A 25100-nucleotide genomic window follows, 5' to 3' on the forward strand; every position below is an offset into this window, starting at 1 on the left:
GTCGAATGGCCCGGTTCTGACGCTGAGGCGATCTAACGGCGACGACCAGGTGGAGATCACCCGTCAACGTGCCCGCTGCGAGCCCAGAGGTGGCAGATGCCGTGGGGGCGGCCTGCCCCGCCCCCATCCGCTTGGTACGGGCCGCGGGCCCGGCCACCGCCACAACCCCCACGAAACCACTGCCCGCTGGGCCTTGATCCGCACTCAAGCCGGCGAGCCAGCGACTATCCCGATACTGACGGGTTCAGGACAGGTTCCGAGCATGACGAACGTAGCTGATGCACCCCCTGCCGGGCGAGGCTCCACTAAATCGCCCGCCCCCGCCTGGTCGATCGTCGGCCTGGTCTGCCTGGCGCAGTTCATGATGGTTCTCGACGTGTCGATCGTGAACGTCGCGCTGCCCGCCATGGAATCCGACCTCCGCCTGGGTGCCGAGGGATTGCAATGGGTGGTCAACGGCTACATCCTCACCTTCGCCGGGTTCCTGCTGCTGGGAGGCCGGGCGGCCGATCTCTACGGACGCAGGCGTACCTTCGTCGCGGGCCTGGCTGTATTCGCGATTGCCAGCCTGGCGGGCGGGCTCGCCACCACGCCGTGGCTGCTGATCGCCGCGCGGGCGATCCAGGGGCTCGGCGCGGCGGTGGTCGCCCCGGCCACGCTGACGATCCTCACCACCGCGATCCCCGCCGGGCCGGCGCGGGCCAAGGCCATCGCCACCTGGGGCGCGGTCGGGGCGGCCGGCGGGGCGGCCGGGTCGCTCGTCGGCGGACTGCTCACGGACTACCTGTCGTGGCGCTGGATCCTGCTGATCAACGCACCGATCGGAACGGTCGCGATCATCGCCGCGCTCCGCCTGCTTGCCGAAAGCCGCGACCTCGGCACCCGCGGGCTCGACCTGACCGGGGCGATCACGGTGACGGTGGGGCTGTCGGCGCTGGAGTTCGGCGTGCTGCAAACCTCCGCGTACGGCTGGGGTGCGGCGCGCGCACTGATCCCCATGGGGGTGGGCGTGCTGGCCCTGGCCGTGTTCGTCCTGGTGCAGGCCAGGTTCGCGCGGGCGCCGCTGATGCCGTTACGGGTCTTCAGGGCCCGCTCAGTGTCCGGCGCGCTCCTCGTACAGTTTCTGCTGGGCGCTGCGGGCTTCGCGGTCTGGTACTTCCTGTCTCTCTACATGCAGCAGGTCCTGTACTACAGCGCGCTTCAGGCGGGCCTGGCGTTCCTGCCGCACACCCTCGCCATCATCGTCGCCTCCAAGGCCACGCCGTGGCTGGCCGGCCGGGTCGGCCTGCGTCCGCTGCTGGCCACAGGCGCGCTGATCTCGGCGGCGGGTTTCGCCTGGCAGGCGACGATCACGCCGGACAGTGGCCTGCTCGCCGGCATCGTGCTGCCGGGCGTGCTCATCACCGGCGGAATGGGCCTCACTTCCGCGCCGATCGCCATGGCCGCCACAGCGGGGGTCGGCCCCGGCGAGGCGGGACTGGTCTCCGGCGTCCTCAACTCCTCCCGCCAGATCGGCGGCTCGCTCGGCCTGGCCGCGCTGACCACCCTGGCCGCTTCCCACGCCAGCGCGCAGACCTCCGGATACTCCCTCGCGTTCGGAGCCTGCGCCGGCGTCGTGGCCGCCGGGGCGGTGGCGGTGCTCGTACTTCCGAAGACCCCGAAGAGACGTGCCTGACGCGCGCGGTCGTCATCGACGAAGTGAAGGCGGCATAGCCGCGATCTTGCCAGCCAGCTGGTAAGGCGGCAGGTTCCTGGGAGCTCTCTGCTGGAGAACTCCGTGATCCTCCGCGGACAGACCCGGTCCGCCATCCCTGGCCGAGCGGGTGACATGGACGTGGCAAGCGCTGACGAGCGGCGTACGACGGAGCGGGTGCGCACCCTGCTCGGGCTGCTGCAGCAGCGCCAGATCTGGACCGGCCCAAGCTCGCCGACCGGCTCGAAGTCACGCCGCGCACAGTACGTCGCGACGTCAGTGCGTCAGGCCAGAGCGAGGTTGTGGAGTGAGCGGGCCTTGAAGAAGGCCTGCGGCGAAGCCGGAACGGCATGGCCGGGTGCTCGGCCATCATCTGTGAGAGCGCATCGCCCCCGACCGGTGACCGAAGAGCAACCACCGAGCAACCGGCGGGCGAATTACGCGACCTTGAACATTGGCCCGCCGCTGGCAATGGGCCCGTCCGCCCACTTGCGGTTCCCGGCCTTCGCCATCCGGAACCGGGCTGCCACGAGGTAGCGCAGGCTGTACCGCACACCGGCAGCCGGTGGGATCGACCGCGCTACGGCCCGCGCGGCATGCTCCCCGGCAGGGTGACGGCCGCGCCACCCCGATCCCGTCAACGGCTCGACAGGTGCCGAATGTCTTGACCAGTCCCTCGGCCCGTATGGCGCTCACCACCGTCTCGGCACCTGGCCTCTGAAATCGCAAGTGATTCGACCCGAAGGAGACCTCGTGTCCCTCCCCCCGCCACTCCGGCGATCGATCCTCACCCGGACGCTCGTCGCCCTGGCCGCCGGGTTCAGCTTGTTACTCCCCCAGAGCCCCGCGAGTGCCGCCCCCGAACCAGCAAAGATCGACAAAGCAGTCCTGGCCGACCTGAAGGACGGCGAAGCCACCTTCATGGTCCGCCTCAACGGCGAGGCCGACCTGCGAGCCGCCCGCGCCGCCACCACCAAGGCCGCCAAGGGCAAGGCCGTCTACGACGCCAAGACCGCGTACGCGAAGAGAACACAGGCGAGACTGCGCAAGCTACTGACAGACCGGAAAGCGAAGTACACCCCGTTCTGGATCGTGAACAGGGTGCAAGTGACCGCCGACACCAAGCTCGCCGCCGAGATCGCGGCGCTCCCCGAGATCGCCTCCGTCAACCCGGTCGGCCGCGCCGAGCTGCCGAAGCCGATCCCCGGTAAGGCCGAAGCGAAGGCCAACGCCGTCGAGTGGAACATCGACCGGATCAACGCCCCCCGTGTCTGGAACGAAGACAACAACCGGGGCGAAGGCATCGTCGTCGGAATCATCGACAGCGGAGCGGACTTCGCGCATCCGGAGATCGCCGGAAGCTACCGTGGACTGCGGCCCGATGGCTATGTGGACCACAACTACAACTGGGGCACGTTCCTGGAGGGGTGCTTCTCCCCGGCTCCATGTGACAGCGACGAGGTCAGCCACGGTACCCACGTGACCGGAACCATCGCCGGCAAGAACGGCATCGGGGTCGCTCCCGGGGTCAAGTGGATCGCCGCCAGGGCCTGCGACGGGAGTCACTGCGACGAGGGCGCGCTCTGGGCGGCCGGCGAGTGGATGGTCGCGCCGACCGATCTGAACGGCCAGAACCCCCGCACCGATCTATCCCCTGACATCGTCAATTCGTCCTGGACGATCGGAACGAACGACCCGGCGTTCGAAAGTCTCATCAACACATGGGTCACCGCCGGCATCTTCCCGATGTTCGCCAACGGCAACGCCGGCCCGAACTGTGGAACCAGTCAAAGCCCTGGAAAATACGTTCAGAGCTACAGCGTGGGTGCGTTCGGCGCGGATGGCACGGTCCCCGGGTTCTCCTCCAGAGGCGCCGGCGAGAACGGTGAGATCAAGCCGAACATCTCCGCTCCCGGCGTCGACATCCGCTCGTCGATCACCAAGGGCCGATACGCCGTCTGGAGCGGCACTTCGATGGCCTCTCCGCACGTGGCGGGGGCTGTGGCGCTGATTTGGTCGGCCGCGCCTTCGCTGCGGCGAAACGTGGCCGCCACCCGGGCGCTGCTGGACGGCACCGCCATCGACACGCCGGACACGACGTGCGGCGGTACGGCCGCCGACAACAACGTCTACGGCGAGGGCCGTCTCGACGCCTACGCTGCCGTCCAGGCCGCACCCGATGATCCACTCGGCACCCTGAACGGCACCATCACCGCGAACGGCCGGCCCCTGTCCGGAGCCGACGTGACCGTCACCGGGCCGGTCGGCCGCACGGGCGGCACCGGCCAGGACGGCACCTACTCCCTGCTCCGCGTCCCCCCGGGCAGCTACCAGGTGACCGTGTCCAAGTTCGGATACAGCCCGGTCACCACCACCGCCACCGTCGTGGACGGCCAGAGCTCCACGGCCGATGTCACCCTTACCCGCAGACCGGACGCCGTGGTCACCGGGACGATCACCACCGCGGGCGTCCCCGAGCAAGGAGCCACGGTCGTGGCGTTCTCCACCAGGCCGGTGAAGGCCGTGACCGATTCCTCCGGCCGGTATGAGCTCACACTCCCGCACGACACCTACCGGCTGGAGATCACCTCGGCCTCCCGCTGTGTCGCCCCTGTCGCCCAGCAGATCACCGTGACCGGGAACACGACCAGGAACGCCACCCTGGCGAACAGACACGACGACTTCGGCTATACCTGCGCGATCGGCTCCGAACCGTACGTGGCGGGCACCGACCGTCTCCCCCTGGAGGGCAACGTCGAGACCGTGCGCGTGACAGCGCCGTTCCCGGTGCCCTTCTACGGCAAGGCGTATTCCGACATCTGGGTGACGCCCGGCGGCTTCGCCTCCTTCGGGAAAACCGCCGTCGACGCCGGCAACACCCCTCTGCCTTCTCCGTTCAACGTTCTCGCCGTCTTTCCCTACTGGGAGGATCTCGTCGTGGAGCCGGCCGGAGGGGTCTACACCGCCACCGTCGGCACCGCCCCGCACCGGTCGTTCGTCATCGAATGGCGCAACGTCAGGAACAACAGGTCACTGACCGCCCGCGTCTCCTTCTCGGTGCTGCTGGGCGAGAACGGCACGATCAGCTACCGCTACAAGGACATCGACGACAGCCCGCTCGAACGAGGCGCGAGCGCGACCATCGGCATCGAGAACGCCGATGGCACCGATGCGTTGCAGTACTCCCACAACACCCTGTCGATCAAGAACGGTCAGAGCCTGACCTTCACCGCCGCCGACTACGGCGTGGTGCGCGGCACTGTCACCGACGCCAACGACCATCAGCCCATCGCGAACGCGACCGTGGAGTTCCCTGACGTCGCGACCTTCACCACCGGCGCAGATGGCACCTTCACCGGCCAGATCCGCGCCGGTAGCCACAACGCCAAGGTCTACGCGCCGAACTACGGCACCACCTACAGGAACGTGACCGTCACCCACGGCGCGATCACCGCCATGGACATCGAACTCGTCACCGGCAAGATCACCGCCGCACCAGGCGAACTCGACCTGATCGCCCCACCCGGCGGCACCACCACGGCAACGGTCACCCTCACCAACCATGGCGTCCCCACTTCCTTCGAAGCCACCAGCGATTCGGCCTGGCTGACCGTTACCCCCGCCGAGGGCGGACTGGTGAAGAACCAGGCGGCGACCCTCACCGTCACCGCCGCCGGCGGCGAAACCGAACGCACGGGCAAGATCACCATCAGGTCCACCAGCGGCCGGAACCCCGTCATCGAGATCCCCGTGACCATCACCCCATGAGCACCGACCGACCTGCCGGCTGACCAGCGTGACGGGGGCGTGCCGGACCTGTTCGGCCCGCAGCGGCCCGGCGTCGTCTACTAAGGATCTTCACGTCTGGGCCCGAGGGCTGGTCCGGCCTGCGTCCGGCTCGCCCTTAGTCCCAGTCCACCCTCACGCTGATGGCCCAAGGACGTGTCGATCCGCACGTCGCCGCTGACGACCGGGTGCCAGGCACCCGATACGGACCAGAGAAGTTTTTGGTGTCGCCGCCGGTGGCCTTGGCCGAGCACGTCATGAAGACGCGGTAGAGCCCGTCTCCAGATGTGCACGAGGCGCTTCCCTTATCGGGGGCGCCGGGCATGTAGCGATTGATCCCGGCTTTGCAGATGCGGGGCTCCGCGTGCGCCGCGACAGGGGTGATCAGAACAGCTGTGCCTGCGGCGACGGCCATTGCGGCGGCGGCGAATTTCCTCATAGGTAGCCCCTCAGTGGTGAGGACGGATGGATGCCGAGAAGCCAACCAAACTTGGGTATGCCGGCGGTATGTTCACCTGCCGCCCTCTGCCGGCAGGTGAGCTGCCCCTCAGACGCGGGTCCGGTGGCCGGCGGGACGTTAGCGGCTGATAACGCCATCGTTGCGCCAGCACCGTCAGACGGCCCCCTGCTGGCCGCTTCTACCGGGGGAACCCATGACGCTGTACGCCGCCAACGGCACCCAACTGACCAAGACCACCGCCGCCGTCCCGGTCACCGACCCGATCGTCGAGGTCACCGAGGACCCTGATCGAGGGCTTCCGGCCGGAGGGCACCATCTTTCCCCCGCAGGCGCGCAAGCTGTGGAAGACCGTGGGGACGCTGATCCGGCAGTCGGAGTTCGACGCGATGTCCCCGGCTGCGGAGATCAGCACCGTCAGCCCGGCGACCGGCCCGGTCGCCGGCGGCACGGCGATCACGATCAAGGGCCGAAACTTCACCCTGACCGCGCCGCCGTGATCGGCATCATCCCGAACACCGCGGCGGCCTACCGCAAGCTTTCCGCCCATCTGGCCGAGGCGCGCCGACGCGGCGACTTCCCCGATTTGATCGACGCGGTGCGCAAGATCCACTCCCCGTAGGCCTGCACCGATCCCGGCGAGATCCTCGCCCAGGTCCCGACGTGTACCGGCGCGACCGGGCGGAGAACCAGCCGGTGGCGCTGCTCCTGGCCGCCGAAAAGGACACGCTGCGGACCCAGATCACCGGTTGGACCTTCGACGACGGCGATCCTCGCCCGGCGGTGCTGGCCTACGTCGGCGATGACGACGCCAGCGGCGAGGCGATCCTGACCGACTGGCTCGCCCGAACCAGCGGTTGCTGGTTGGCCGTGGAACAGATCGCGCTCACCCGCGAGCACGTGCTCGAGTACGGGGTCCCGGCCGCGCCCACTCAATGGGAGGCCGAAGCGCCCGACCTCGCCGCGCTCAGTGGGGATGAGCGGACGCAGCTCGCCGGCCTGCTCCAACCACTCGCCGCCACGCTGGCCGAAGGCGGCGACTAACGTCCGTGCCCGGTCCCTGCGATGACGCCTCGCAGGTCGGGGATTCGACACGTTCGTACAAGCTCTGACCGCGATCGCGCCGCACCATTGACATGCGCACGCAGAAACTCGAACTCTTCATGGAAAGGCGTGGTCCATGAGAAACGCACTCAAGGCAGTCGGCGCCGGCGCCGCAGCGATGGCCATGGTGGCCATCTCCGTCGCTCCCGCCCATGCCGATTCGGCGTGGGGAGGGGAGTACAAGGGCTGCAGCAACTATATCGTGTTCGACCGCGAGGGCGAGCGCATGTTCGGGATCGGCATGATGACGTGCAACAAGCCCCAGGCGATCATGCGGCCGGAGATCATTGTCTGGGCCCGCAACAAGATCTACAAAAAAATCAAAGGCTGTGTCAAGGCCGGCCGGGGACCCACATACTGCCAGACCGACAAGCTGTACGTGCCCTATGAGCCGGGCTACCGCTACCAGGCGTACAACGCCGGCACCACCAACTTCGACTACGTCTGGCCGACCTGGACCCACGCCCGCGTCTATGTGACCCGGTGACCGTGGCCCCAGATCGTTCGTATGGCTGTGGGAAGCCGTCCATCCGGACGGCTTCCCGTCTTTCGTAGAAGCGACTGACAGGTTGCGCGCTCTGCCGCCGTGGCCTGAGTCCTGAGCCGCAGGACGATGGTGTGTCAGTACCAGCGCTGGTAGTCGTTCGGGTTGTTCAGGTCGCATCGCCACAGTCCGACCGGGCTGCCGCTGCCTTGCCAGCGCGAGGAGTACCCGTCCAGGCAGGCGTACCACTGGCTCACCGGAGAGGCCAGAGCGAGACTGGAGCCGTTGCTGTAGAGCCTGAAGGTCTGGCCGCCGGCGGCGCCCTCCTTGCAGTCGTAGACGTTGAACTGCCAGCCGAGCTGGCCGTCGGCGGATTCGGGGTAGTCGAGGCAGCGTCCTGAGGCCTGGTTGACGAGCTCCCATCCGTAGTAGGCGGTGGAGCTGTAGTACCGCCACCGCCACTGCTCGGTGATGCCGCGGTTGCAGATCCAGAAGCCGACCGGCGAGTTGTTCGCCCCGTTGCCGCTGGCGAAGTTGTCCAGGCAGTAGGAGTCTCCATAGGCGCGTACGTGGAAGAAGAAGGGATCAGAGTCGTAGACGGTGACTCCGCTCGCCAGTCGCCGCCCGCCGACACCGTCCGCGGCGTTCTTCTTGACCTGCTCGTACGCCTCGACCGCTGAGACGGTGGGAGGCTCCGCGGCCGAGGCGGGAGCCGCCCCGAACCAGACGATGAGTACCGCGATGACGATGGATAAGAAGGACCTCATGCCACGCCTTTCTCTGGGGGGTTTGTCTGACCTCAGAATGCGGCGAGATCACCTGCGTGGCTTGTACGAACGTGTCGATCAAGAGAACGGGCACCTCTCAGCCCAGGGCTGGTGCGCGGCAAGAAGGGCAGTGGTGTTCTACCGGCGCTACCTGACCGTCGGGTCTGCGGTGCGCTACGTCAGCGTGGAAGACGCCGGGTGCGAATGCCGCTTGCCGACGCCGAGCGTAACCGCGAACGCGTCCTGGCCGCGGCCCGCCGCCTGTACGCCGGCTACGGCCTCGGCGTCTCCATGTCCTGCATCGCCTGCGAGGCCGTGCGTCGGCAAGGCCACCCTGTCGCGCCGCTTCGCCACCCGCGAAGACCTCATCAGCGCCGTCTTCGCCGACCGCATGGACGCCTACGCCGCCGTCGGCGCCGGACGACGCGAACGCCGGGGCTACTGGTCGCCGCTGTCGCGGGTGGCCGTGACGTGCTGGACGGCTACGGTCCGGGCCAGGTATGCGCGGTCTATCCCCGCCGCGGCGGGGTCCTCGTAGCGGGGCTTCTCGCCAGCGAGCCGGTGGCGGTCGACGACGTCGTGCTGGAAGGCCTCGTTGTGCGTGAGCAGGTTGTCTTCGAGTGCACGCCCCGGCCCCGGGCTCACCCATTGTCGACGCTGATGTACCGTGAGACCATCCAGCGATGCGTGTGAATCTGTGGTATCGCCATTTATCCCGCATCCTCCTGGCCCTGGTCACAGCCGCCTTCTCCATCGCATTCCTGGGCCTGGCCACCCCGGCATCCGCCACCGTTCCCGACGGCGACAACTGCTGGTCGGGCGCGCCGGGCAGCCCACCGAGCAAGACCGTCAACGGCAGTGCGGCGGTCCAGTGTGACGGTCCAGCGCGCCGCATCGACGCCGCCCCGGCATCCGCCGATCTTCCCGACGGCCACGTCTGCTGGTGGGTCTCGCCGGGCAGCCCACCGAGCAAGACCGACGCCAAGACCGTCAACTACACCGCGACGGTCCAGTGTGACGGTCCAGTGCGCCGCATCGACCTCACCGTGGAGCTGCTCTACCACGGGCTGATCGGCGGCCCCGGCGTAACCGTGACCGGCCGCACCGACGTTTGGCAGTACACCACTCTGGTCCCCCTGTTCGGCCTCGGCGCCCCCAGCCCGGGCGAGGTGTGCGAGTCCGGCTATTACTCGGGCCGGGCGACCGCCACGGTCCAATACCTGTCGGGGACTCCGGAGTTCATCACCCGATCGACGGGGTCTGGTCCGGTGTTGTTCGACTGCCCGCCGCCGGATATCCCCACGCCCTCGCCGGCGATGACGGTCGTCAACCCGGGCACCCAGAACACGTACCTCCCGGACCGCGTGTCGCTGCAGATGCAGGCCACCGGCGGGAGCGGGTCCTACACCTGGTCGGCGACCGGTCTGCCGCCCGGGCTGACCATCGACACGACGACTGGCTTGATCAGCGGCACGCCCCGTGTAGGAAGCTACAACGTCACGGTCACGGCCGTCGGCGGCGGCCAGGCAAGCACCACCTTCACCTGGCGCATCCGGCGCGATGCCCCCTGCCCCACCTGCTGATCTTGCGCCCCCACGGAAACTCTGCCGGAAAGCCACGGCGCGTACTGTCTGCGGTCCCGGGTCGGTCCTCCTCTCCGATCCCGTTCGGTGCGGATAGGAGAGGAGCAACCCGTGACACACGCCGTGAACGATCTTGTAAGGCATGTAAGGCACTGGGGCGAGCGGTAAAGCCATAGGCGCGAGGTCCGCGAACTCGTCCTGAGCTCTGCGCTGAGGGCCCGTAGAAGGCCGGCGGCTTCGAGTTGTCCTTCGCACTCGCCCCGCCGCGCGCCATCGGCTAGTACCGGGGGCTGTTCGGGATGGGCATGAGCGCGTTGGAGTTCCTCGGCCCGGCCGTCGTTACCCCGCTGTGCCTGGGTTGGAGCCGCCCGGCTGGATCGTCCTCGTCGGCCTCCTGACGCCACCCGTGGCCCGGCTCGCCGAACGGCGGGCCACCCTGGTCAGCGCCCGGGTGGCGGATCAGCGGCCGTGATAGTGCGGTAGATCGAGCGGCGGCACCGGGAAGCCGCCTGCGGTCGGCTCTTCGCCGAGCTCCTCGAACTCGGCGTCGACCTGTGCCTTCCTGGCTTCCCGTCGCCGCTGGCCGACGGTGTCGAACCGCATCCAGATGGCCAGTACGCCGACGACGATGATGCCCCCGAGCGCGACGGAGACGGTTCCCGGACTCTGCGTGATCGTCCGGACGGCGGCGACGAGGAGGATCCAGCCCAGGTTGACCGGGATGAGGATCTTCCAGCCCAAGGCCATGAGCTGGTCGTAGCGCACGCGGGGCAGCGAGGCGCGGACCCAGATGATGAAGCAGAACGTCAGCGCGAACTTGATGAAGAACCAGAGCATCGGCCACCAGCCCTCGTTCGCGCCCGCCCACAGCGAGATCGGGAACGGCGCCCGCCAGCCACCCAGGAACAGGGTGACCGCGATGCCGGAGGCGGTGAACGTGTGCAGGTACTCGCCCATCATGATCAGAGCGAACTTCAGCGACGAGGAGTACTCCGTCTGGAACCCGCCGACCAGCTCACCCTCACCCTCGGGCAGGTCGAACGGAATCCGCGCCGCCTCACCGAACATGCAGACCACATACACCAGGAACGACGGCAGCAGCATGACGCCGTACCACAGCGACGTCTGCGCGTTCACGATCTCCGAGGTCGACAGCGTCCCGGCGAAGATGAAGACGGCCACGAACGACAGGCCCATCGCGATCTCGTACGAGACGACCTGCGCCGCCGACCGCAAACCACCGAGCAGCGCGTACGGCGAGCGCGACGACCACCCGGCCAGCACCACCCCGTACAGCGAGATGGCCCCCATCGCCAGCATGAACAACACCGCCACCGGCAGGTCGACCAGCTGCAACGGCGTCTGGTGCCCGAACATCCACACCTTCGGCCCGAACGGCACGATCGAGAACGCCACGAACGCCGGAACCACCATGATGACCGGAGCCAGCAGATACAGCACCTTGTCCACGGTGTTGGGGAGGAGATCCTCCTTCAACCCCATCTTGATCGCGTCCGCCACCGACTGCAGGATCCCGAGGGGACCCGCCCGGTTGGGTCCGATGCGGTTCTGCATCCTGGAGATGAGCTTGCGCTCGAACCAGACCCCGAACACGACCCCCAGCGACAGGAAGAGGAACAGGAACACCGCCTTGACGATGGTGATCCCCAGCGGATCCCTGCCGAAGTCGGCGAGCGTGGCTCCCATGACGTGCTGCCCCTTCCCGTCCCGGCACGCCGTTCGGCCGGGAGCGGAAGGTCACGCTATTCGGCGAGCCGCCCGGTGTCTTGAACGAATGCGAACAGCTGCGCGGGCGTCAGCCGCGACATCGCCCTGACCTCCCGGGTGAGATGCGGCTGGTCGGCGAAACCGCAGCTCAGGGCCGCGTCCAGGGTGGCTGACGGGCGGCGCCAGCTGTCCACGGTCCGCTGGAAGCGGGCGATCCTAGCGACGGTCTTGGGTGACAGACCCACCACTCTGCGGAATCCGAGCTCGACGTACCGCCTGCTGACACCGAGCTCGGCGGCGAGGCCCGCGATCGTGCGCGGACAGTCCGGGGCCTGCAGCCGCCACCAGGCGCGCATGATCAGGTGGTCGCGTCCCGGGCCGGGGCACAGCCACGCCGTCAGGCGCTCCCACAGCAGGGCGAAGCGCTCATCCCAGCTCGCTGACTCGCCCAGCCGCCCCGCCAGCTCCTCGGCCCGGGCTCCGAGGAGGTCAGCGAGCGGCACGGTCGCCCCGGCCACTTCCCGGACCGGCGCGCCCGTCAGCCCGGACATCCCGGCGGGGGTGAGCCCGACCGCCATCCCGTGACGCCACGGCGTGTGAACCGCGAACGTCGCGGTGGCACGCGGGCCGGTGACGATCGGGCTCATGCCGGTGAAGTCGACGATCAAGGTGGCCGCGTTAAGCGGCAGCATCCGCGCGTCTGCCGCCGTCCGCGTCCGGAACCCCGCCGCCCCCAGCGCGTACGGGCGCAGGTGCGGCGGCGACCGCCGCACGATCATCTCGTACGGCTCAGCCTGCCTCAGCGCGGGCACCGAGTGGATCATGCCGTGGCCGGCAGGAGCATGGCGCGTGCCTGACGTGCGTCAGACACGTTCGGAATCCTTCATGTGCCTAGCATGCCTGACACTCCAACAGCACCGAAGGTAGCTGGTGGGCCCACGGGGCATCGCGCGTGGACCTCCCTGGCGAGGGATGTCCTTGATCGAGCCTCGCCTGCCGCTCGCTCCAGCTCGATCGGGGCCAGCGGGGCCCTTCCTCGATGGGTAAAAGTGGGTCCTGCTGGTCTCGGTGAAGCTGTGCTTGGCGTAGAACCGGCGCGCCCGGGTGGAGTCGCGGAGGGTCCACAGATGCACGTCGTCGTACCCGGCATCCCGCATCCCGTCCAGCACGGCCGTCAGCAGGGCCCTCGCGATGCCGCTGCCCCAGACGTCCGGGTCAGGAAGCGGAGGCCCCGAACACGGCGGGGCTCGTCGTCGAGCTGGAGGCGCGGTGCTGCCGCCGACGTGGCCATTGGCCCGGCTGTAGAGGATTGGGGAGCCGGCGGGGATGGCGTGTCGCCGCAGGTTGGGCATGCCGGCCTACGTTCCAGAAGGTCCGGATGCGGGCATGGGACGAGATCGCCTGGACTCCGAGATGCACCTGTGGGCGAACGGCAGCTGGTTCGAGTCCGACGGCGGCGGCTCAACCCTGCCGCGGTGCCGACCCGACGATCCGCCTCACCCTGGTCGCGCATGGGCGGCTCGATTCGCTCTTCCCGCAGGTGCGCAAGCAGTTGCTCACGCACCCCGGGCCAGAGCCCCTGCTGTACGGTCACTTCCGCCAGGACGGGTGGCCGTCTCTTTTGATCGTTACGGGTGGGACTGAGGCCTCCGCCTGGTGCGCGGCGGAGGCATCTCACCTTGGTGCGGGCACTACTCCTTGCCGCCGCCCGCCCCGTTCTTGGACTGGTTGAGCATGCCGCCGAGCGCGCTGAGACTACCGGCGGCCTGGCCGGCGGGGACGGCCTTCGACACCGCTTCGAGGGCGATCTGAGCCATCTTCTGCATGTGTTCGGCGGCAGTCTTCATGGCCTCGCCGGCGCGCTGGGCGGCGGCCTGGTCGTTGCCGGCCGCCAGCTCGATGCCCTTGGTGAGGACCTTGCTGACCTCGGCCATGCCGCTCATGTCACGGAACAGGTTGGCGGCGGCCACGGTGTGCAGTGCCGCGTCTATGCCGGTCGGGTTGGGGAGTGCCTGGATCGTCTGGAATCTGGCCTCGGTCGGGGTGAGAGGGGCGACCTTGACGTCGATGTCGCGGCTCCGGGCACCGGTGGCGATCGGGGCGATGTCGGTGGGCAGGATGGGCGCAGCCGAGTCGATTTCGTGCTCGGCCGCGCCGACGTGCCTGTGAGGTAGCGATCAGTCGGCCTGGTCGTCGTGCTCGGACCTCGTTCCCGTGTCGAACCTCGCTGTCACGGGCGCGGTGCTCCAGTCGCTCACCTCATCGCCCCTGTCGACGCGCAGCAGCCGTGCCTGCGTGGCTTCCATCAGTTGGTCGGCGCCAGGTAGGAACTCCGGGCCGTTGACGAAGTGCATGACGGCTCCGACGACGTCGTGGCTGTCGTCCTCGTCGAGGGCCTCGGCGTCGAGCGGCCTCCAGCCCGTTGCGGTGGCCGCCGCGAGTAGGCGAGCGGGGTCGTGGACGTGCACCTCCAGCAGGCTGATCGTGCGTACGACCGGCCCTGGGAAGGCGTCGAGGCGGGCGTCATGCGGCGTGCGGCTCTCAAGGTCGCCACCGAGGCCGGCCGAGTCGCCGCGGCCGCGCCGCAGGGACTCCCACGTGCCGGCCAGCTCAGGGGCGTCGGCCCAGGTCCCGTTCACGACATCGGCCAGCGTACGGCGGAAGGAGGCGGCGGGCGCGTCGGGCAGAGCCGCTGCGATCCGCTCCGACTCAGCGCGGGCGGCGGGGCCCAGGCCGTTCTCCAGCACCGAGGAGAGGAGGTAGGCGGCGTGCTGAGCGAGGGCGGGATCGGTGCAGGTCAGTATGGCATGCAGGGTCGCGGGCTGGCCGGAGCGCTCGACGAGGGCGTACACCCTGCTCTTGGCGCGGGTGTGCTCGCAGTGGAAGGCGCGAGGGACGGCAGAGGTCATGACGGGCTCTCCATCAACGTGAGGTACGTGGAAAACCGCTGGTGGGCGCGGTACGGCCACGCCCCCTGACGGAGAAGTCCTGCCCGCTGGTGCTGCTGGTACGGCCAGCTGCCCGGTTCGGTGTTTGCATCGTACCGCTTGGGTGTTGTTTCGGACCGGCGGGCGGCCGGAGAAGCACCCGCGGCGGGAGATCGTCGACGCCATCCTTTACGTGGTACCTGCCTACCGACCTGCCTCCCTGGCAGACCGTGTACTGGTACTTCCAGCAGTGGGAGCAGGTCGGCGTGACCGAGGCCCTTCTGTGCGAGCTGCGCATCAAGGCTCGCCGCCAGAACGGCCGTGACGGCGAGCCGTCCGCGGGAATCATCGACTCCCAGAGCGTCAAAGGCGCCGACACTGTCGGGCGTGACAGCCTGCTCGGCGGCATCCTTGCTGCTGAGTGGCCCGGACTGGACGCGCTGAATCCTGGCTGGACTGGCCTTGGCAGGAGGGGCCAGCTTGATCATCGCGTTCCTTATCGGCCCAGCGGCCCGCCGCCTGGCCGGCGAGACCACCTCGCTGACGGCCGCTGAACGCAGGCAGCTGACCCCCAACGAGCGCGTACGCCGCCCGTCACACCCTGATTCAGGCCGCCACCGGCCTGGTCGTCATCGGCGGCGTGGTGCTCACCGCCCAGGGCCTCTGGTACACCGCCAAATCCTTGGAAACCTCCCTATGTCCGAGATCACGACCTCTGCACCTCGCATGACAGCAGAAGCGAACTCCCCGAGCAGTGCACCGCCGCAAGCCTGGGGGCCTCGAGGTGATGCCGCTCGCCAGACCTGAGACCGACGTGCTCGCGGCCCTGACCATCGCTCCCGGCTTGGCTCCGCAGTTACCGTCTCCACCGCCATGTTCTGGAGTTCAGGGTGGAGCTTGAGAGTGTGCACGCTGCGCCTTGTCGTCACGGCGCTGCACAGGCGGCACAACCGCCGGCAGTTGCGTCGCGCGCCGGCGGCGCCCGGCCCTGGGCGCAGGCGTCAAGGAGTCTCTGGTGGAGTGGTCCGCCAGGCCAGATCCGCCGGCTCCAGCCGCTCGGCCACGTCGCGGCGGAGCGGCAGCAGCTCCCCCGTCACCGTGTGCACCACCTCGGCCTCCCCCGAAGGCGAGCCGTGCGGCCGAGTGCCCTTCACCGCGACCAGCGGGACTGCGCCTTCACCACGCCCGGCCGGGCACGGAAGGCTCCACCCCCAGGAACGCGCACAGCCCGTGCCAGTCGGGACGGGAGTGCGCGCCCTGGATGCGTTAATCCATGCCGTTGGTTGTTCTCCTCGATGGCCGGCATGCCCGTCGTCCAAGGGGTCGGGGGGAGCCTCAGGCCGTGACGGCCGAGCCCGAGGCCACCGACTGGTAGGCGAGCTCGATGACGTGCACCGCGTACGCGCCGTCCTCGGGCGAGACGGCGGTCGGCTCGTCGTCCGCGATCGAACGGGCGAAGCTCTCCACCCCGGCCGCGATCGAGTTGTACTTCCAGGTGCCCGGCTCGTACGTCGTGCCGGGCAGCGGCGATCCGGCATGGTCACGCTTGCCGCGGAAGATCATGGCCGGCGGGTTCTGGTGCTGGTCGACGACGATGAGCCCTTCGGTCCCGTGCACTTCGAGGCGCTCGTTCCACGGCCCGCCGGAAGTGAACGTGGATTCGACGGAGAAGAGCGCGCCCGACCGCATCCGGCCGGCCACGACCGACCAGTCCTCGACCTGGCTGACGTCGACGAGACGCTCCGACAGCGCGCGCAGCGAGGCGACCTCGCCGAACATCCACTTCAGCAGGTAGAAGGAGTGGGCGCCGGCGTCGATGATGGTGCCGCCGCCCGAGCCGTCCTGGCGTCCCTTCCACAGGCTCGGGTTGCCGAGCCGCCCGAACTCGTTGCCGCTGATCAGGGTGCGGACGAGGGTCACGTCCCCCACCTCGCCGCTGGTGACGGCGTCGAGCGTCGCCTGATAGGCGGGGACGAACCGGGTGTTCTCGTTCACGGTGAACTTGAGGCCCCTGTCGGCTGCGAGGGCGACGAGCTCGCGCGCGTCCGCGGCGCCGACGGTCATGGGCTTCTCGATCAGTACGTGCTTGCCCGCCTCCAGGAACTCACGCGCGATCTTGTAGTGCAGGTGGTGGGGCAGGACGAGGTCGACGGCCTGGATCCGCTCGTCCTCGAGGAGCCGGCGGTAGTCGGTGCCGGCCTCGGCGCCGAGCGACTGCGCCGTCCGGGTGGCGACGTCCTGGTCGAGGTCGCAGACGACCACGGCCTCCAGGCCGGCCGCCCGCTGGAAGGCGAGATGGTGGGCGAGCTGGTAGATCTCGCCGAGGCCGACGACGCCGAAGCGTACGGGTCCGGTCACTGCATCGGGTCGATCGCCGTGTCCGGGCCGACCTCCCGCCTGCCGGAGAGCCGTCTCATCGAGCTCGGCGCCACCCTGGTCCACGAACGTACGCACGCGTTGTGAACCGGAACTGAACCGCGCAGCCGCCCGGCACGGCGCGACAGCGGCGGAACGCTCGTGCCCGCACCCGTCCGGCACTGCCGTCAGGGGGCGGCGGAGCTCAGGAGAAGTGGCGCTTCTCGTACTCGTCGATGACCTTGCCGAGCTTCGCCGGCCGCTCGGCGAACCCCACGTTCTCCGCGCCCGCCGCCCTTGCCGGGCAGGGCCCTCACGATCCCCGCGTCCGCGCCGGAGTTGTTCACCCAGCCGTTCTTGTGGGCGTACGTCACCTCGGCCGTCTGGTTGCGCGGCCGCACTTCGCGCCCGTACGAGATGCCCTGGCCGGGAATCGTCACGGTGCCGTCAGCGCCGATCCACCGCGAGGCGTGATGGGGTGGCCGGCGCCGCACCGGTTGGTGGTGGAGCGGGCGACGTTCATGCCTTGCTCGGCCAGCCTGCTCCTGAAGAACGGCGGGAAGCGTCGCTAATGACGTCGGCGCTGATACTGGTGCCGTCCGGGGTCTGCCCTAGGGTGCCGGTCCCGCCGTTGACCAGCATCAACAGCTTGGCCCTGCCGAGCGAGCTCATGGTGACCGGATTGCCCGCCGGGCGCCGTTTGTGGTCTTGGCAGCCTGCGCCTTCTTGTGAGCGAGCGAATCGGATGACCCCTCGACGCGGGCTGCCCACCGGTCAGCGTGCTTGCGGCGTAGGTCGAACACCGCGCCGGCGTAGGTGCGTAGACCGTTACGCGCTCCTACCGGAGCCGCAATGGGCCGGGCTCACCACGCCTGAGCAGCCGCCGGTCAAGCGACACCGCCCGGGGAGTCAGACACGACACCGACCGTGTCGGCTGCCTCCGGCCCGGGCTCGCCGACAGCCCGACCGCATGGGTCGCCCGGCATATCGGGGAGTACGTGGAGTCGGGCGGCGAACTCCGCCGTACAGGCGAAGGCATGTACGGGCCGGGGAGATACATAGTGGTGGGGTCCGGTGGAAGTCTGGCCGCGCATCCGGCCTGGTATCTCAATCTGCTCGCTGATCCGCAGGTCGGCCCGGAGAGCTTCCCGCTCGGGCGTCGGAGGCCATCGGGGCCGATCGAGGGCGCCTGTGGCGGATGATGACGCGATTGTGGCCGCAGTACAACGGCTGCCGGAGCAAGCTCGACCGCCGGATTCCAGTGATCGTTCTGGAGGGGATCAGCGCGCCCCGCAGAACCTGACCCATTCGGCCTGGCCCTGGCCCGACGACGACGCCATGCCCGCGCCAGCTCGTCCTGCCGCCCTTCCCCCTACACGGATCAAGAGGCCGGTCAAGACGCGTTCTTCTTGACCGGGAGCCGGACCGGGCGATGGATCAGTCCGTCGTTGGTCCAGCGGAGCGTCGACAGGTCCTCCTGGGCGCGGAGGGAGGGCAGCCGCGTCACCAGGGCGCGGAAGGCTTCCTGCAGTTCCATCCTGGCCAGATTCGCCCCCAGGCAGTAGTGGGGGCCGTGGCCGAACGTCAGGTGCGGATTGGGCGGCGCCGTTCCGGCGAACCTCCGGATGTCGAACCGCAGCGGGTCGTCGAACGCCGACGGGTCGTGGTTGGCGCCCGTGGGGTTGGGTAGCACGACGGTGCCTTCGGGGATCACGCCGCCGGGCAGCTCGATGTCCTCGGTGACCAGCCTGAGCAGGCCGTTCCCTCCGGGACCTTCGCAGCGCAGAATCTCCTCCACCGCCGGTTCCAGGAGTTCGGGGCGGGCCGCCAGCTGCGCGTACTGGTCAGGGTGACACAGAAGGCGGAACGCGCCTCGGATGATGATCGATGCGGTGGTCTCGTGCCCTGCCATGATCAGGGTGAACACCATGTGGGTCAGCTCCGGCTCGCTGAGCCTGTCCCCCTCGTCGCGTGCCTCGATGAGCAGGTCGATGAGGTCGTCGCCCGGTTTGACGCGATGCTCGGCGATCAGCTCCCCGGCGTACGCCATGAACGCGGCGAATCCCTCTCCCCTGGCCTCGGCGCTCGCCTCGGACGTGGACAGGAACATCTCCGTCCAGCCGCGGAACTGGTCGAACCGGTCCATCGGGACGCCGAGCATCTCGCAGATCACGCGCGCGGGCAGCGGCAGGGCGAAATCGGTGACCAGGTCGAACTCCTGGCCGGCCGCGTCGATCAGCTCGCTGGCGATCGCGGCCGCGCGTGGCCGCCAGCGTTCGATGTGTCGGGGGGTGAAGGTGCCCTGCATGATGCGGCGGTATCGCGTGTGCTCCGGCGGGTCCTGGTTGATCAGTGCCGAGGGGTCGTCCTCGAGGGAGGTGCCGCTGACCATCCTGGGAAGCCCGGGTTCGCGCAGGTTGCGGCTGCTGGCCGGCGAGGCGAGAACGGTACGGACGTCCTCATAGCCGACGATCATCGGCACCTGGTCCCCGCTCGGCATCGTGACGGGCTCCGCCGGAGCCTCGGCGAGCCTGCGGGCCAGTTCAGGGGAGGCGGTGCCGAGCGGACCGGGCGGAAGGTCGGGCCATGGCCATGGGGTGCTGGACAGTTCCGTCATGAGCGCCTCCCGGCGATGCCGTCCGACGAGCCCCATGAACGTACGAAACAACCCGTGTGCGGTCAATGACTCATCGGCCACATCCCTTTGGGACATCCCGCCGTGTCTCCGGCGACTGCAGCCGACGCTTGATCCACTTGGCCGGAGATCAGTAGGGTTGGGCGTTTTCCTCCCCATCCCCCATGCCGGAGTGCCTCATGCGCCGCCATCGTTTCGGCCGATTCGCAGCCGGCTTCGCGGCCCTCTACGTGGCCGCCGTGAGCGTCCTCGCCGTCGTCGGACTGGTCACCGGCGACCTCGTCCCCCTGTGGAGGGTCGTCGCGGACCCGAACGGGTACATGGCGGACGAGATCCGGGCGTGGCCGTGGCTGGCCGCCCTGCTGGTGCCGATCGCCGCGGTGCAGGCGTGGGCGTACCGGGAGGTGTTGCGCGGACGGCTGCGCGGGGAACCGGCGCGGTACGGCCGGGAGGTGCGGCTGCTGCGGGTCGCTCTCTACGCGATGTCCGTGTACGTCCTGTCCTGGGACCTGCCGATCCCCTACCTGTGGTGGATGTCCCTGGTCGCCAATGTGGTCGAGCTCGTGGCGATATGGCTGTTCTTCCGCGTGCTGCGGGGGAACCCCCGCCGATGGCCACAGGTGCTCATGCTCGTGACCGGCACGCTCAGCGTGGTGCACGACGGCGTCATCACCATCGCGTACCAGAGCGGCAACTACCTCTTCGCCGGGCAGAACTGGACCTGGGCGCTGGACGCCCTGTGGTCGGTATGTCTGGTGGCCCTGCTGGTGGCGCAGGCGCGGGATCCGCGCTGGAACGGCGCGACGGTACGGGCCGGCGTGATCGCGGTCTTCTTCTCGCTCCTTTCGTCCGGCTCGATCTCGATCGTGGCGTTCGGCGGCGCGGAATCGGTGGCGTGGGAGCTGCTGATGCCCTCGCTCCTGAGCGCGGTTTCGGTCTTCTCGCTGGTCTGGTGGGCGCGTTCCGCGCACGACCTGGGCACGCTCCAGCCTCCCTCTCCCCGGACGGAGCCCGTGCGGGTACGCGCCAGGTGGTGGCCGCTGCCGGCCGTGGCGATCGTGCTCCCGCTGGTCCCCGCAGCCGTCAACCTCGCGCAGGGGATCCCGTTCTGGCTCGGGCCGAAGAACGTGCTGGGCGACGTGGTACGCGAGTTCACCGGGTCGGAGGCCACCGCGTACTGGTTCGCGCTCGACCTCCTCGTCGGCGTCGGCGCGCCGGCGGTGCTGATCCTGGCAGCCGTGCGGCGGCGGACGCGCACGTTACTGCGCGGCACGACGCTGAGCCTGTTCCTGCTGGGCGGGGTCGGCGCCGTGAGCGCGTTCACCTCGGAGCACTCCACCTTCTTCGGGGAGCTGTGGCTCTACCCGGAAAGCCTCTACGTCGAGCCGGGCGCCACCTTCCCCTACGAGAGCGCCCAGCTCCTCTCCCCCGGCATCTCCCCGCTCTGGTACGCCCTCGCGCTCACCGCCTCCGGCCTCATCCTGCTCCTCCTGTACGCCGCCCCGCCCGCCCATCGCATCCGCCACCATGTCCTCCTGGCGGGGCTCGCCTCGACGGTGGCCCTGTGCCTGCTGCCCGCAGCGGACCAGGCCCGCGGCCCCGCCACGGACTGCGACCTGCCCGCGCCGTGGGAGGTCGACACGGGCCAGGCGGCGCCGCGCGAGCTGACGGCCGAGCAGAAGTTCGTGTGCTCCCTGCGCAACCACGACGGCGCGCGGGGCCTGCACGTGTTCCCCGCCACCACGCCCGACCAGGTCGTGCTCGCCTACGGGCGCCGGCTGTGCGGCGTCCACACCCGCAACGACCCACGGGAGCTGGCCCGGCTGAAGATCGGCCGCGCCTCCCTCACCGATCCTCTGGCCGGCATCTGCCCCAGCGCCACCGCCATCGTCGAGGCCGCGAAGGCCAAGCAGGACGAGGAGATCGCGGCGATGCAGGCCGACGCCCAAGCCATGTGCGACGCCACGCCGCGCCACCGCCCGCGCATCAAGCCGGCCAGGGCGATCCGGATGAAGGAGCCGCAGTGGACCGACTACGGGGTGCTGCAGACGTACGAGGGAGGAGAGGAGGAAGCGGCGTCGGACACGGACCCCGGCAACGGGCTGGTCTCCTCCTCTCGCGGCATCCTGGCCGTCATGACCCACCCCGACTTCGACCTCTGCGTCACCCTGGAGACCTACACCCGCCGGCCGCCTGTCGAGACCAAGGGCTGGGACGAGGTGGTCGAGGTCGGCTACTACAGCCCGGGCGGCGAGATCGTGCTCTACGACAGCCTCAGCGGCACCGAGCTGCCCAACCTCGCCCTCGACGGGCGCAAGGGTCACTACCGCATCCGCGTGCACCACGCCTGGTTCCCCTGGAAGGGCGAAGCGGAGAGCGGGCAACGGCTGCTGATCATGGCGTATCCGGGCAAGGGCGACAAGGAGGTAGTTCACCGGAAGCGGAGGTGATTGGTCCTCATGTGGGCTCTCGACCCGATCCCGTCATGACCAGCGGCTGAGCCGGCACACCCACCAAGATCTTCAGGATGTTCCCAGGACTGCCCGGGCGGCCAGGCGGAGACTCTTGAGCATGGGTTCGGGTCGCCCCTGCGGCCGGCCAGGACGACCTGGCTGGGCGGAGCGCCCTCGATCGAGACGGTGACGAGGTCGGGACGCAGTGAGCTGCGCCGATCGCCGACCGGCAGGACGGCGATCGCCCGGCCACCGGCGACGAGTTCGAGCTTGTCCTCGTAGCTCTCGATCTGCGGCACGCCGGCTCCGAGGATCCGATAGGACGTCCAGTCCGCGGTCTCGAACGCGCACGGCGCCGCTTCCTGGCCGGCCAGTTCTTCCGCGGTCACCGACGCGCGGCCGGCCAGGGGATGGCCGCGAGGGACGACGAGCATCCGGGGTTCCTCGTACAGCGGGGTGGTGGATACGTCGTCGGCGGCCAGCGGCAACGGGGTCCTCGCGATCAGGGCGTCGACGCGCCTGTCGGGCAGTGCGCCGACGTCGCGGCAGCTCAGATGCCGGGTGGTGATCTCGGCGTCCGGGTGACGGTGGCGCAGTTCCCGTACGACGGTGGTGATCACCAGGTCTTCGACGTAACCGATGGTGATGCGCTCGCTCCGGGCTTGCTCGCGCACGGCCACTTCGGCCCGCGGGCGGCCTGCAGCAGGGCTTGGGCCCGGGGCAGGAATGTCCGGCCGGCCGGAGTGAGCCGGGTGCCCTGGGAGGTGCGGTCCAGCAGCCTCGTCCCGAGGTACTTCTCCAGCCGCTGGATCTGGCGGCTCAGCGCCGGCTGGGCCACGTGCAGGTCGGCGGCGGCCCGGCCGAAGTGCTGGTGTTCCGCCACCACGGTGAAGTAGCGCACCAGCCGCAGTTCCAGGTCCCGTCCGAGATCGTTCACCGCTTCAGGGTACGCGTCATGCTGTTTCGGAATGACCCGTTTGCCGGAGGGGTCTTGGACGGCCACGCGGTCCAGGGTCTTGACTTAGGGAGCAACGTTTCCCCTGAGAAAGCGATGGGCGCGATGAAGGCGATCCAGTTCCACGAGGCGGGCGGGCCGGAGGTTCTGCGGTACGAGGAGGTGCCGGTTCCCGGGATCGGCCCGGGCGAGGTGCTCGTCCGGGTGCACGCGGCGGGCATCAACCCGCCGGACTGGTACCTGCGTGAGGGGATGAAGGTCATACCGGCCGAGATGAGGCCGGTGCTGGAGTTCCCGCTCATCCCCGGAACGGACATGTCGGGCGTGGTTGAGGCGGTCGCTCCGGATGTGTCCGGGTTCGCCGTCGGTGATGAGGTCTTCGGCATGCTGCGGTTCCCGGGATTCGACGGCCGCACGTACGCCGAGTATGTGGCCGCTCCGGCTTCCGACCTGGCTCACAAGCCGGCCGGTATCAGCTTCGTCGAGGCGGCCGGTGCGCCGATGGCTCTGCTGACGGCCTGGCAGTACCTGGTCGACCTCGGCCACGACGTGCCCTCTCCCTTCACCGGCCGGGTGCACCGGCCGGTGCCGATCACGCCGGGGATGACCGTGCTGGTCAACGGAGCCGCTGGCGGAGTGGGTCATTTCGCGGCGCAGCTGGCGAAGTGGAAGGGGGCACGCGTGATCGCGGTGGCCTCGGGGCGGCACGAGCAGTTCCTGCGCAAGCTCGGCGCCGACGAGTTCATCGACTACACCACGACGCGGGCCGCGGACGTGGTCAGCGGCGTCGACCTGGTGATCGACACCGTCGGCGGCCCGGACAGTTTACGGTTCCTGACCGTGCTCAAGCGTGGCGGCACCATGCTTCCGGTGTTCTTCGCCCAGTACGACCCGGAGGAGACGGCGCGTCTGGGCATCACCGTCTCGATCATTCAGGTGCGTTCCAACGGCCCCCAGCTCGCCGAGATCGGGCGCCTGTTCGACGAGGGCAAGCTCCAGGTCGGGGTGGACAGCGCCTACCCGCTGTCCGAAGCGGCCAGCGCGCACGCGCGGGCCGCGCGGGGGCACATCCAGGGCAAGATCGTGCTGACGGTGTCCTCCTGATCGCCGGCCTCCGCCGCTCCATGACCCCGCTCAGGAGTCATGGAGCGGCGGCCGGGCGATGAGTTCGGCAGAGCTGACGGATCTATTCATCCAGAGGATCCGAACGCTGGAGGCACTGATGGACAACGCACGAACCTACGCTGTGACCGCGGCGACCGGACACGTCGGCGGCCACGCGGCGCGTGGGCTCCTTCGAGCCGGTCACCAGGTCCGCGTGATGGGCCGCGACCACGCGCGTCTGAAGGAGCTGGAGGCGGCCGGAGCCGAGGTCCTCGCCGGTGACCTGGCCGACCAGGGCTACGTGGAGGACGCGTTCGCCGACGTCGACGGCGCCCTGCTGATCGTCCCGCCGCGTCCTGCCGCACCGGACTTTCCCCGCTACCAGCGTAGGATCGCCCGGGTCTACGCCTCGGCCGCCGAACGGACCGGGCTGCGGCATGCGGCGTTCGTCAGCACGAAGGGGGCCGACGACGGTCGCGTGGGCGGCCTGATCGCCGGGCACGCCGCCATCGAGTCCATCCTCAACCAGGTGGATGGCCTCAATGTGGTGCACGTCCAGCCGCCGAGCTTCTTCGAGATCCTCTACTACTTCCTGGGGCCGCTGCGGGAGCGGGCTGTGCTCAGCTCGCCCCTCGGCACCGACGCCACCCTTCAGCTGGTCAGCGCGCGCGACGTGGCGGCCGTCGCCGTACGCCTGCTGGGGGATCCGCATTTTCGCGGGGTCAGCGCCGCACCCGTTCATCCCATCCGGCCCATGACCATGCGGGAGATCGCCACGCTGCTCAGCGAGCACCTCGACCGGCCCGTAGGGGTGGAGCAGACCTCCGCCGAGGCCGACATCGCGGACCTCATGGCGGCGGGCACCGGCCGCAGCTTCGCGACGCTGCTCAACCAGACCTGGGCGATGGCCACCGCGCTGGGCGAGGCACCGCGGGAAGAACCCCCGCCCGCGACTCAGGCGGCGTACCGCATCGAGGACTTCATCCGCGATGAGCTGGTGCCGGCCATTCGCTCGTCGCGGCCGATCTCTGACTATTCAACCGCGACCCGCCCGCGGCCCGCCGCCTGA

The 25100-nt window shown here is 69.3% G+C and carries 24 protein-coding genes and 1 pseudogene; 13 read left to right on the forward strand and 12 right to left on the reverse strand.

Going from position 1 to position 25100, the window contains the following annotated elements; genetic code table 11:
* Positions 1-262 precede the first annotated feature (262 nt).
* The 5 genes from KME80_RS25005 to KME80_RS25025 all read left to right on the forward strand — a co-directional run bounded on the left by KME80_RS25005 (position 263) and on the right by KME80_RS25025 (position 7527).
* Positions 263-1675, forward strand: coding sequence for an MFS transporter (locus KME80_RS25005; RefSeq protein WP_219508572.1), 1413 nt, complete (start codon positions 263-265; stop codon positions 1673-1675).
* Between the two features lie 771 nt (positions 1676-2446).
* Complete coding sequence (locus tag KME80_RS25010; RefSeq protein WP_219508573.1) at positions 2447-5461, forward strand: S8 family serine peptidase; 3015 nt, start codon at positions 2447-2449, stop codon at positions 5459-5461.
* 671 nt (positions 5462-6132) lie between these two features.
* A complete protein-coding gene (locus tag KME80_RS53585) occupies positions 6133-6558 on the forward strand; it encodes a hypothetical protein (RefSeq protein ID WP_246645750.1) in 426 nt (141 codons plus the stop codon).
* A 41-nt stretch (positions 6559-6599) separates the two neighbouring features.
* A complete protein-coding gene (locus tag KME80_RS25020; protein WP_219508575.1) occupies positions 6600-6980 on the forward strand; it encodes a hypothetical protein in 381 nt (126 codons plus the stop codon).
* Positions 6981-7116: 136 nt separating this feature from the next.
* On the forward strand, positions 7117-7527 hold the full coding sequence (locus tag KME80_RS25025; protein ID WP_219508576.1) for a hypothetical protein: 411 nt from the start codon (positions 7117-7119) through the stop codon (positions 7525-7527).
* 134 nt (positions 7528-7661) lie between these two features.
* On the opposite strand, the gene KME80_RS25030 is transcribed toward KME80_RS25025, so the two are convergent.
* Positions 7662-8291, reverse strand: coding sequence for an RICIN domain-containing protein (locus tag KME80_RS25030; protein ID WP_219508577.1), 630 nt, complete (start codon positions 8289-8291; stop codon positions 7662-7664).
* A 438-nt stretch (positions 8292-8729) separates the two neighbouring features.
* Complete coding sequence (locus KME80_RS25035; protein ID WP_219508578.1) at positions 8730-8936, reverse strand: hypothetical protein; 207 nt, start codon at positions 8934-8936, stop codon at positions 8730-8732.
* 38 nt (positions 8937-8974) lie between these two features.
* Between KME80_RS25035 and KME80_RS25040 the strand changes: the two genes are divergently transcribed.
* Together KME80_RS25040 and KME80_RS52000 are read left to right on the forward strand one after the other, a co-directional pair.
* Positions 8975-9874, forward strand: coding sequence for an Ig domain-containing protein (locus KME80_RS25040; protein ID WP_219508579.1), 900 nt, complete (start codon positions 8975-8977; stop codon positions 9872-9874).
* 349 nt (positions 9875-10223) lie between these two features.
* Positions 10224-10346 (forward strand): hypothetical protein, encoded by a 123-nt coding sequence (locus KME80_RS52000; protein ID WP_281427158.1) that lies wholly within the window; start codon positions 10224-10226, stop codon positions 10344-10346.
* On the opposite strand, the gene nuoH is transcribed toward KME80_RS52000, so the two are convergent.
* The 5 genes from nuoH to KME80_RS25065 form a co-directional block, all read right to left on the reverse strand.
* On the reverse strand, positions 10334-11581 hold the full coding sequence (nuoH, locus tag KME80_RS25045; RefSeq protein ID WP_219508580.1) for an NADH-quinone oxidoreductase subunit NuoH: 1248 nt from the start codon (positions 11579-11581) through the stop codon (positions 10334-10336). The two genes, KME80_RS52000 and nuoH, sit on opposite strands and share 13 nt — an antisense overlap.
* A gap of 56 nt (positions 11582-11637) precedes the next feature.
* Complete coding sequence (locus KME80_RS25050) at positions 11638-12414, reverse strand: helix-turn-helix transcriptional regulator (RefSeq protein ID WP_219508581.1); 777 nt, start codon at positions 12412-12414, stop codon at positions 11638-11640.
* Between the two features lie 51 nt (positions 12415-12465).
* On the reverse strand, positions 12466-12954 hold the full coding sequence (locus KME80_RS52005; protein ID WP_219508582.1) for a GNAT family N-acetyltransferase: 489 nt from the start codon (positions 12952-12954) through the stop codon (positions 12466-12468).
* A gap of 339 nt (positions 12955-13293) precedes the next feature.
* On the reverse strand, positions 13294-13572 hold the full coding sequence (locus KME80_RS25060; protein ID WP_219508583.1) for a hypothetical protein: 279 nt from the start codon (positions 13570-13572) through the stop codon (positions 13294-13296).
* Positions 13573-13779: 207 nt separating this feature from the next.
* A complete protein-coding gene (locus KME80_RS25065; protein WP_219508584.1) occupies positions 13780-14511 on the reverse strand; it encodes a hypothetical protein in 732 nt (243 codons plus the stop codon).
* Positions 14512-14668: 157 nt separating this feature from the next.
* Here KME80_RS25065 and KME80_RS50660 point away from each other — a divergent pair.
* Positions 14669-14924 (forward strand): annotated as a pseudogene (locus KME80_RS50660) (transposase); the annotation flags it as partial.
* Positions 14925-15530: 606 nt separating this feature from the next.
* Here the strand turns inward: KME80_RS50660 and KME80_RS25075 are convergent.
* Positions 15531-15683: a hypothetical protein gene (locus tag KME80_RS25075; protein ID WP_219508586.1), complete on the reverse strand. Its 153-nt coding sequence runs from the start codon at positions 15681-15683 to the stop codon at positions 15531-15533.
* A gap of 181 nt (positions 15684-15864) precedes the next feature.
* A complete protein-coding gene (locus KME80_RS25080) occupies positions 15865-16887 on the reverse strand; it encodes a Gfo/Idh/MocA family protein (RefSeq protein ID WP_219508587.1) in 1023 nt (340 codons plus the stop codon).
* 1034 nt (positions 16888-17921) lie between these two features.
* Between KME80_RS25080 and KME80_RS53285 the strand changes: the two genes are divergently transcribed.
* Both KME80_RS53285 and KME80_RS53290 read left to right on the forward strand, forming a co-directional pair.
* On the forward strand, positions 17922-18086 hold the full coding sequence (locus KME80_RS53285; RefSeq protein ID WP_372455386.1) for a nitroreductase/quinone reductase family protein: 165 nt from the start codon (positions 17922-17924) through the stop codon (positions 18084-18086).
* Positions 18086-18187, forward strand: a complete 102-nt coding sequence (locus KME80_RS53290) for a hypothetical protein (RefSeq protein ID WP_372455387.1) — start codon at positions 18086-18088, stop codon at positions 18185-18187. Before KME80_RS53285 ends, KME80_RS53290 begins: the two co-directional genes overlap by 1 nt.
* Before the next feature lie 90 nt (positions 18188-18277).
* Here KME80_RS53290 and KME80_RS25095 read toward each other — a convergent pair whose 3' ends face one another.
* A complete protein-coding gene (locus KME80_RS25095; protein WP_219508589.1) occupies positions 18278-19501 on the reverse strand; it encodes a cytochrome P450 in 1224 nt (407 codons plus the stop codon).
* Positions 19502-19698: 197 nt separating this feature from the next.
* On the opposite strand from KME80_RS25095, the gene KME80_RS25100 reads away from it, so the two are divergent.
* Positions 19699-21969, forward strand: a complete 2271-nt coding sequence (locus KME80_RS25100; RefSeq protein ID WP_219508590.1) for a hypothetical protein — start codon at positions 19699-19701, stop codon at positions 21967-21969.
* Here the strand turns inward: KME80_RS25100 and KME80_RS25105 are convergent.
* Together KME80_RS25105 and KME80_RS25110 are read right to left on the reverse strand one after the other, a co-directional pair.
* The gene (locus KME80_RS25105) at positions 21951-22652 is read right to left on the reverse strand and encodes a LysR family transcriptional regulator substrate-binding protein (protein WP_219508591.1); all 702 of its coding nucleotides are present in this window, start codon (positions 22650-22652) and stop codon (positions 21951-21953) included. The two genes, KME80_RS25100 and KME80_RS25105, sit on opposite strands and share 19 nt — an antisense overlap.
* The gene (locus KME80_RS25110) at positions 22589-22909 is read right to left on the reverse strand and encodes a LysR family transcriptional regulator (protein WP_219508592.1); all 321 of its coding nucleotides are present in this window, start codon (positions 22907-22909) and stop codon (positions 22589-22591) included. The genes KME80_RS25105 and KME80_RS25110 overlap by 64 nt, the downstream gene beginning before the upstream one ends.
* A 123-nt stretch (positions 22910-23032) precedes the next feature.
* Here KME80_RS25110 and KME80_RS25115 point away from each other — a divergent pair, with 123 nt between their 5' ends.
* On the forward strand, positions 23033-24031 hold the full coding sequence (locus KME80_RS25115) for an NADP-dependent oxidoreductase (protein ID WP_246645751.1): 999 nt from the start codon (positions 23033-23035) through the stop codon (positions 24029-24031).
* 118 nt (positions 24032-24149) lie between these two features.
* Positions 24150-25100, forward strand: a complete 951-nt coding sequence (locus tag KME80_RS25120) for an SDR family oxidoreductase (RefSeq protein ID WP_219508594.1) — start codon at positions 24150-24152, stop codon at positions 25098-25100.

Origin of the sequence: Nonomuraea ceibae (genome assembly GCF_019396325.1) — a bacterium.
Classification (GTDB): domain Bacteria; phylum Actinomycetota; class Actinomycetes; order Streptosporangiales; family Streptosporangiaceae; genus Nonomuraea; species Nonomuraea ceibae.

Bases quoted from the DNA above. Each gene is read 5' to 3' on its own strand.
- KME80_RS25005 (WP_219508572.1), top strand. From the start codon at position 263: ATGACGAACGTAGCTGATGCACCCCCTGCCGGGCGAGGCTCCACTAAA.
- KME80_RS53585 (WP_246645750.1), top strand. From the start codon at position 6,133: ATGACGCTGTACGCCGCCAACGGCACCCAACTGACCAAGACCACCGCC.
- KME80_RS25025 (WP_219508576.1), top strand. From the start codon at position 7,117: ATGAGAAACGCACTCAAGGCAGTCGGCGCCGGCGCCGCAGCGATGGCC.
- KME80_RS25030 (WP_219508577.1), bottom strand. From the start codon at position 8,291: ATGAGGTCCTTCTTATCCATCGTCATCGCGGTACTCATCGTCTGGTTC.
- KME80_RS25040 (WP_219508579.1), top strand. From the start codon at position 8,975: ATGCGTGTGAATCTGTGGTATCGCCATTTATCCCGCATCCTCCTGGCC.
- nuoH (WP_219508580.1), bottom strand. From the start codon at position 11,581: ATGGGAGCCACGCTCGCCGACTTCGGCAGGGATCCGCTGGGGATCACC.
- KME80_RS52005 (WP_219508582.1), bottom strand. From the start codon at position 12,954: ATGCCCAACCTGCGGCGACACGCCATCCCCGCCGGCTCCCCAATCCTC.
- KME80_RS25065 (WP_219508584.1), bottom strand. From the start codon at position 14,511: ATGACCTCTGCCGTCCCTCGCGCCTTCCACTGCGAGCACACCCGCGCC.
- KME80_RS53285 (WP_372455386.1), top strand. From the start codon at position 17,922: ATGTACGGGCCGGGGAGATACATAGTGGTGGGGTCCGGTGGAAGTCTG.
- KME80_RS53290 (WP_372455387.1), top strand. From the start codon at position 18,086: ATGACGCGATTGTGGCCGCAGTACAACGGCTGCCGGAGCAAGCTCGAC.
- KME80_RS25095 (WP_219508589.1), bottom strand. From the start codon at position 19,501: ATGACGGAACTGTCCAGCACCCCATGGCCATGGCCCGACCTTCCGCCC.
- KME80_RS25100 (WP_219508590.1), top strand. From the start codon at position 19,699: ATGCGCCGCCATCGTTTCGGCCGATTCGCAGCCGGCTTCGCGGCCCTC.
- KME80_RS25115 (WP_246645751.1), top strand. From the start codon at position 23,033: ATGAAGGCGATCCAGTTCCACGAGGCGGGCGGGCCGGAGGTTCTGCGG.
- KME80_RS25120 (WP_219508594.1), top strand. From the start codon at position 24,150: ATGGACAACGCACGAACCTACGCTGTGACCGCGGCGACCGGACACGTC.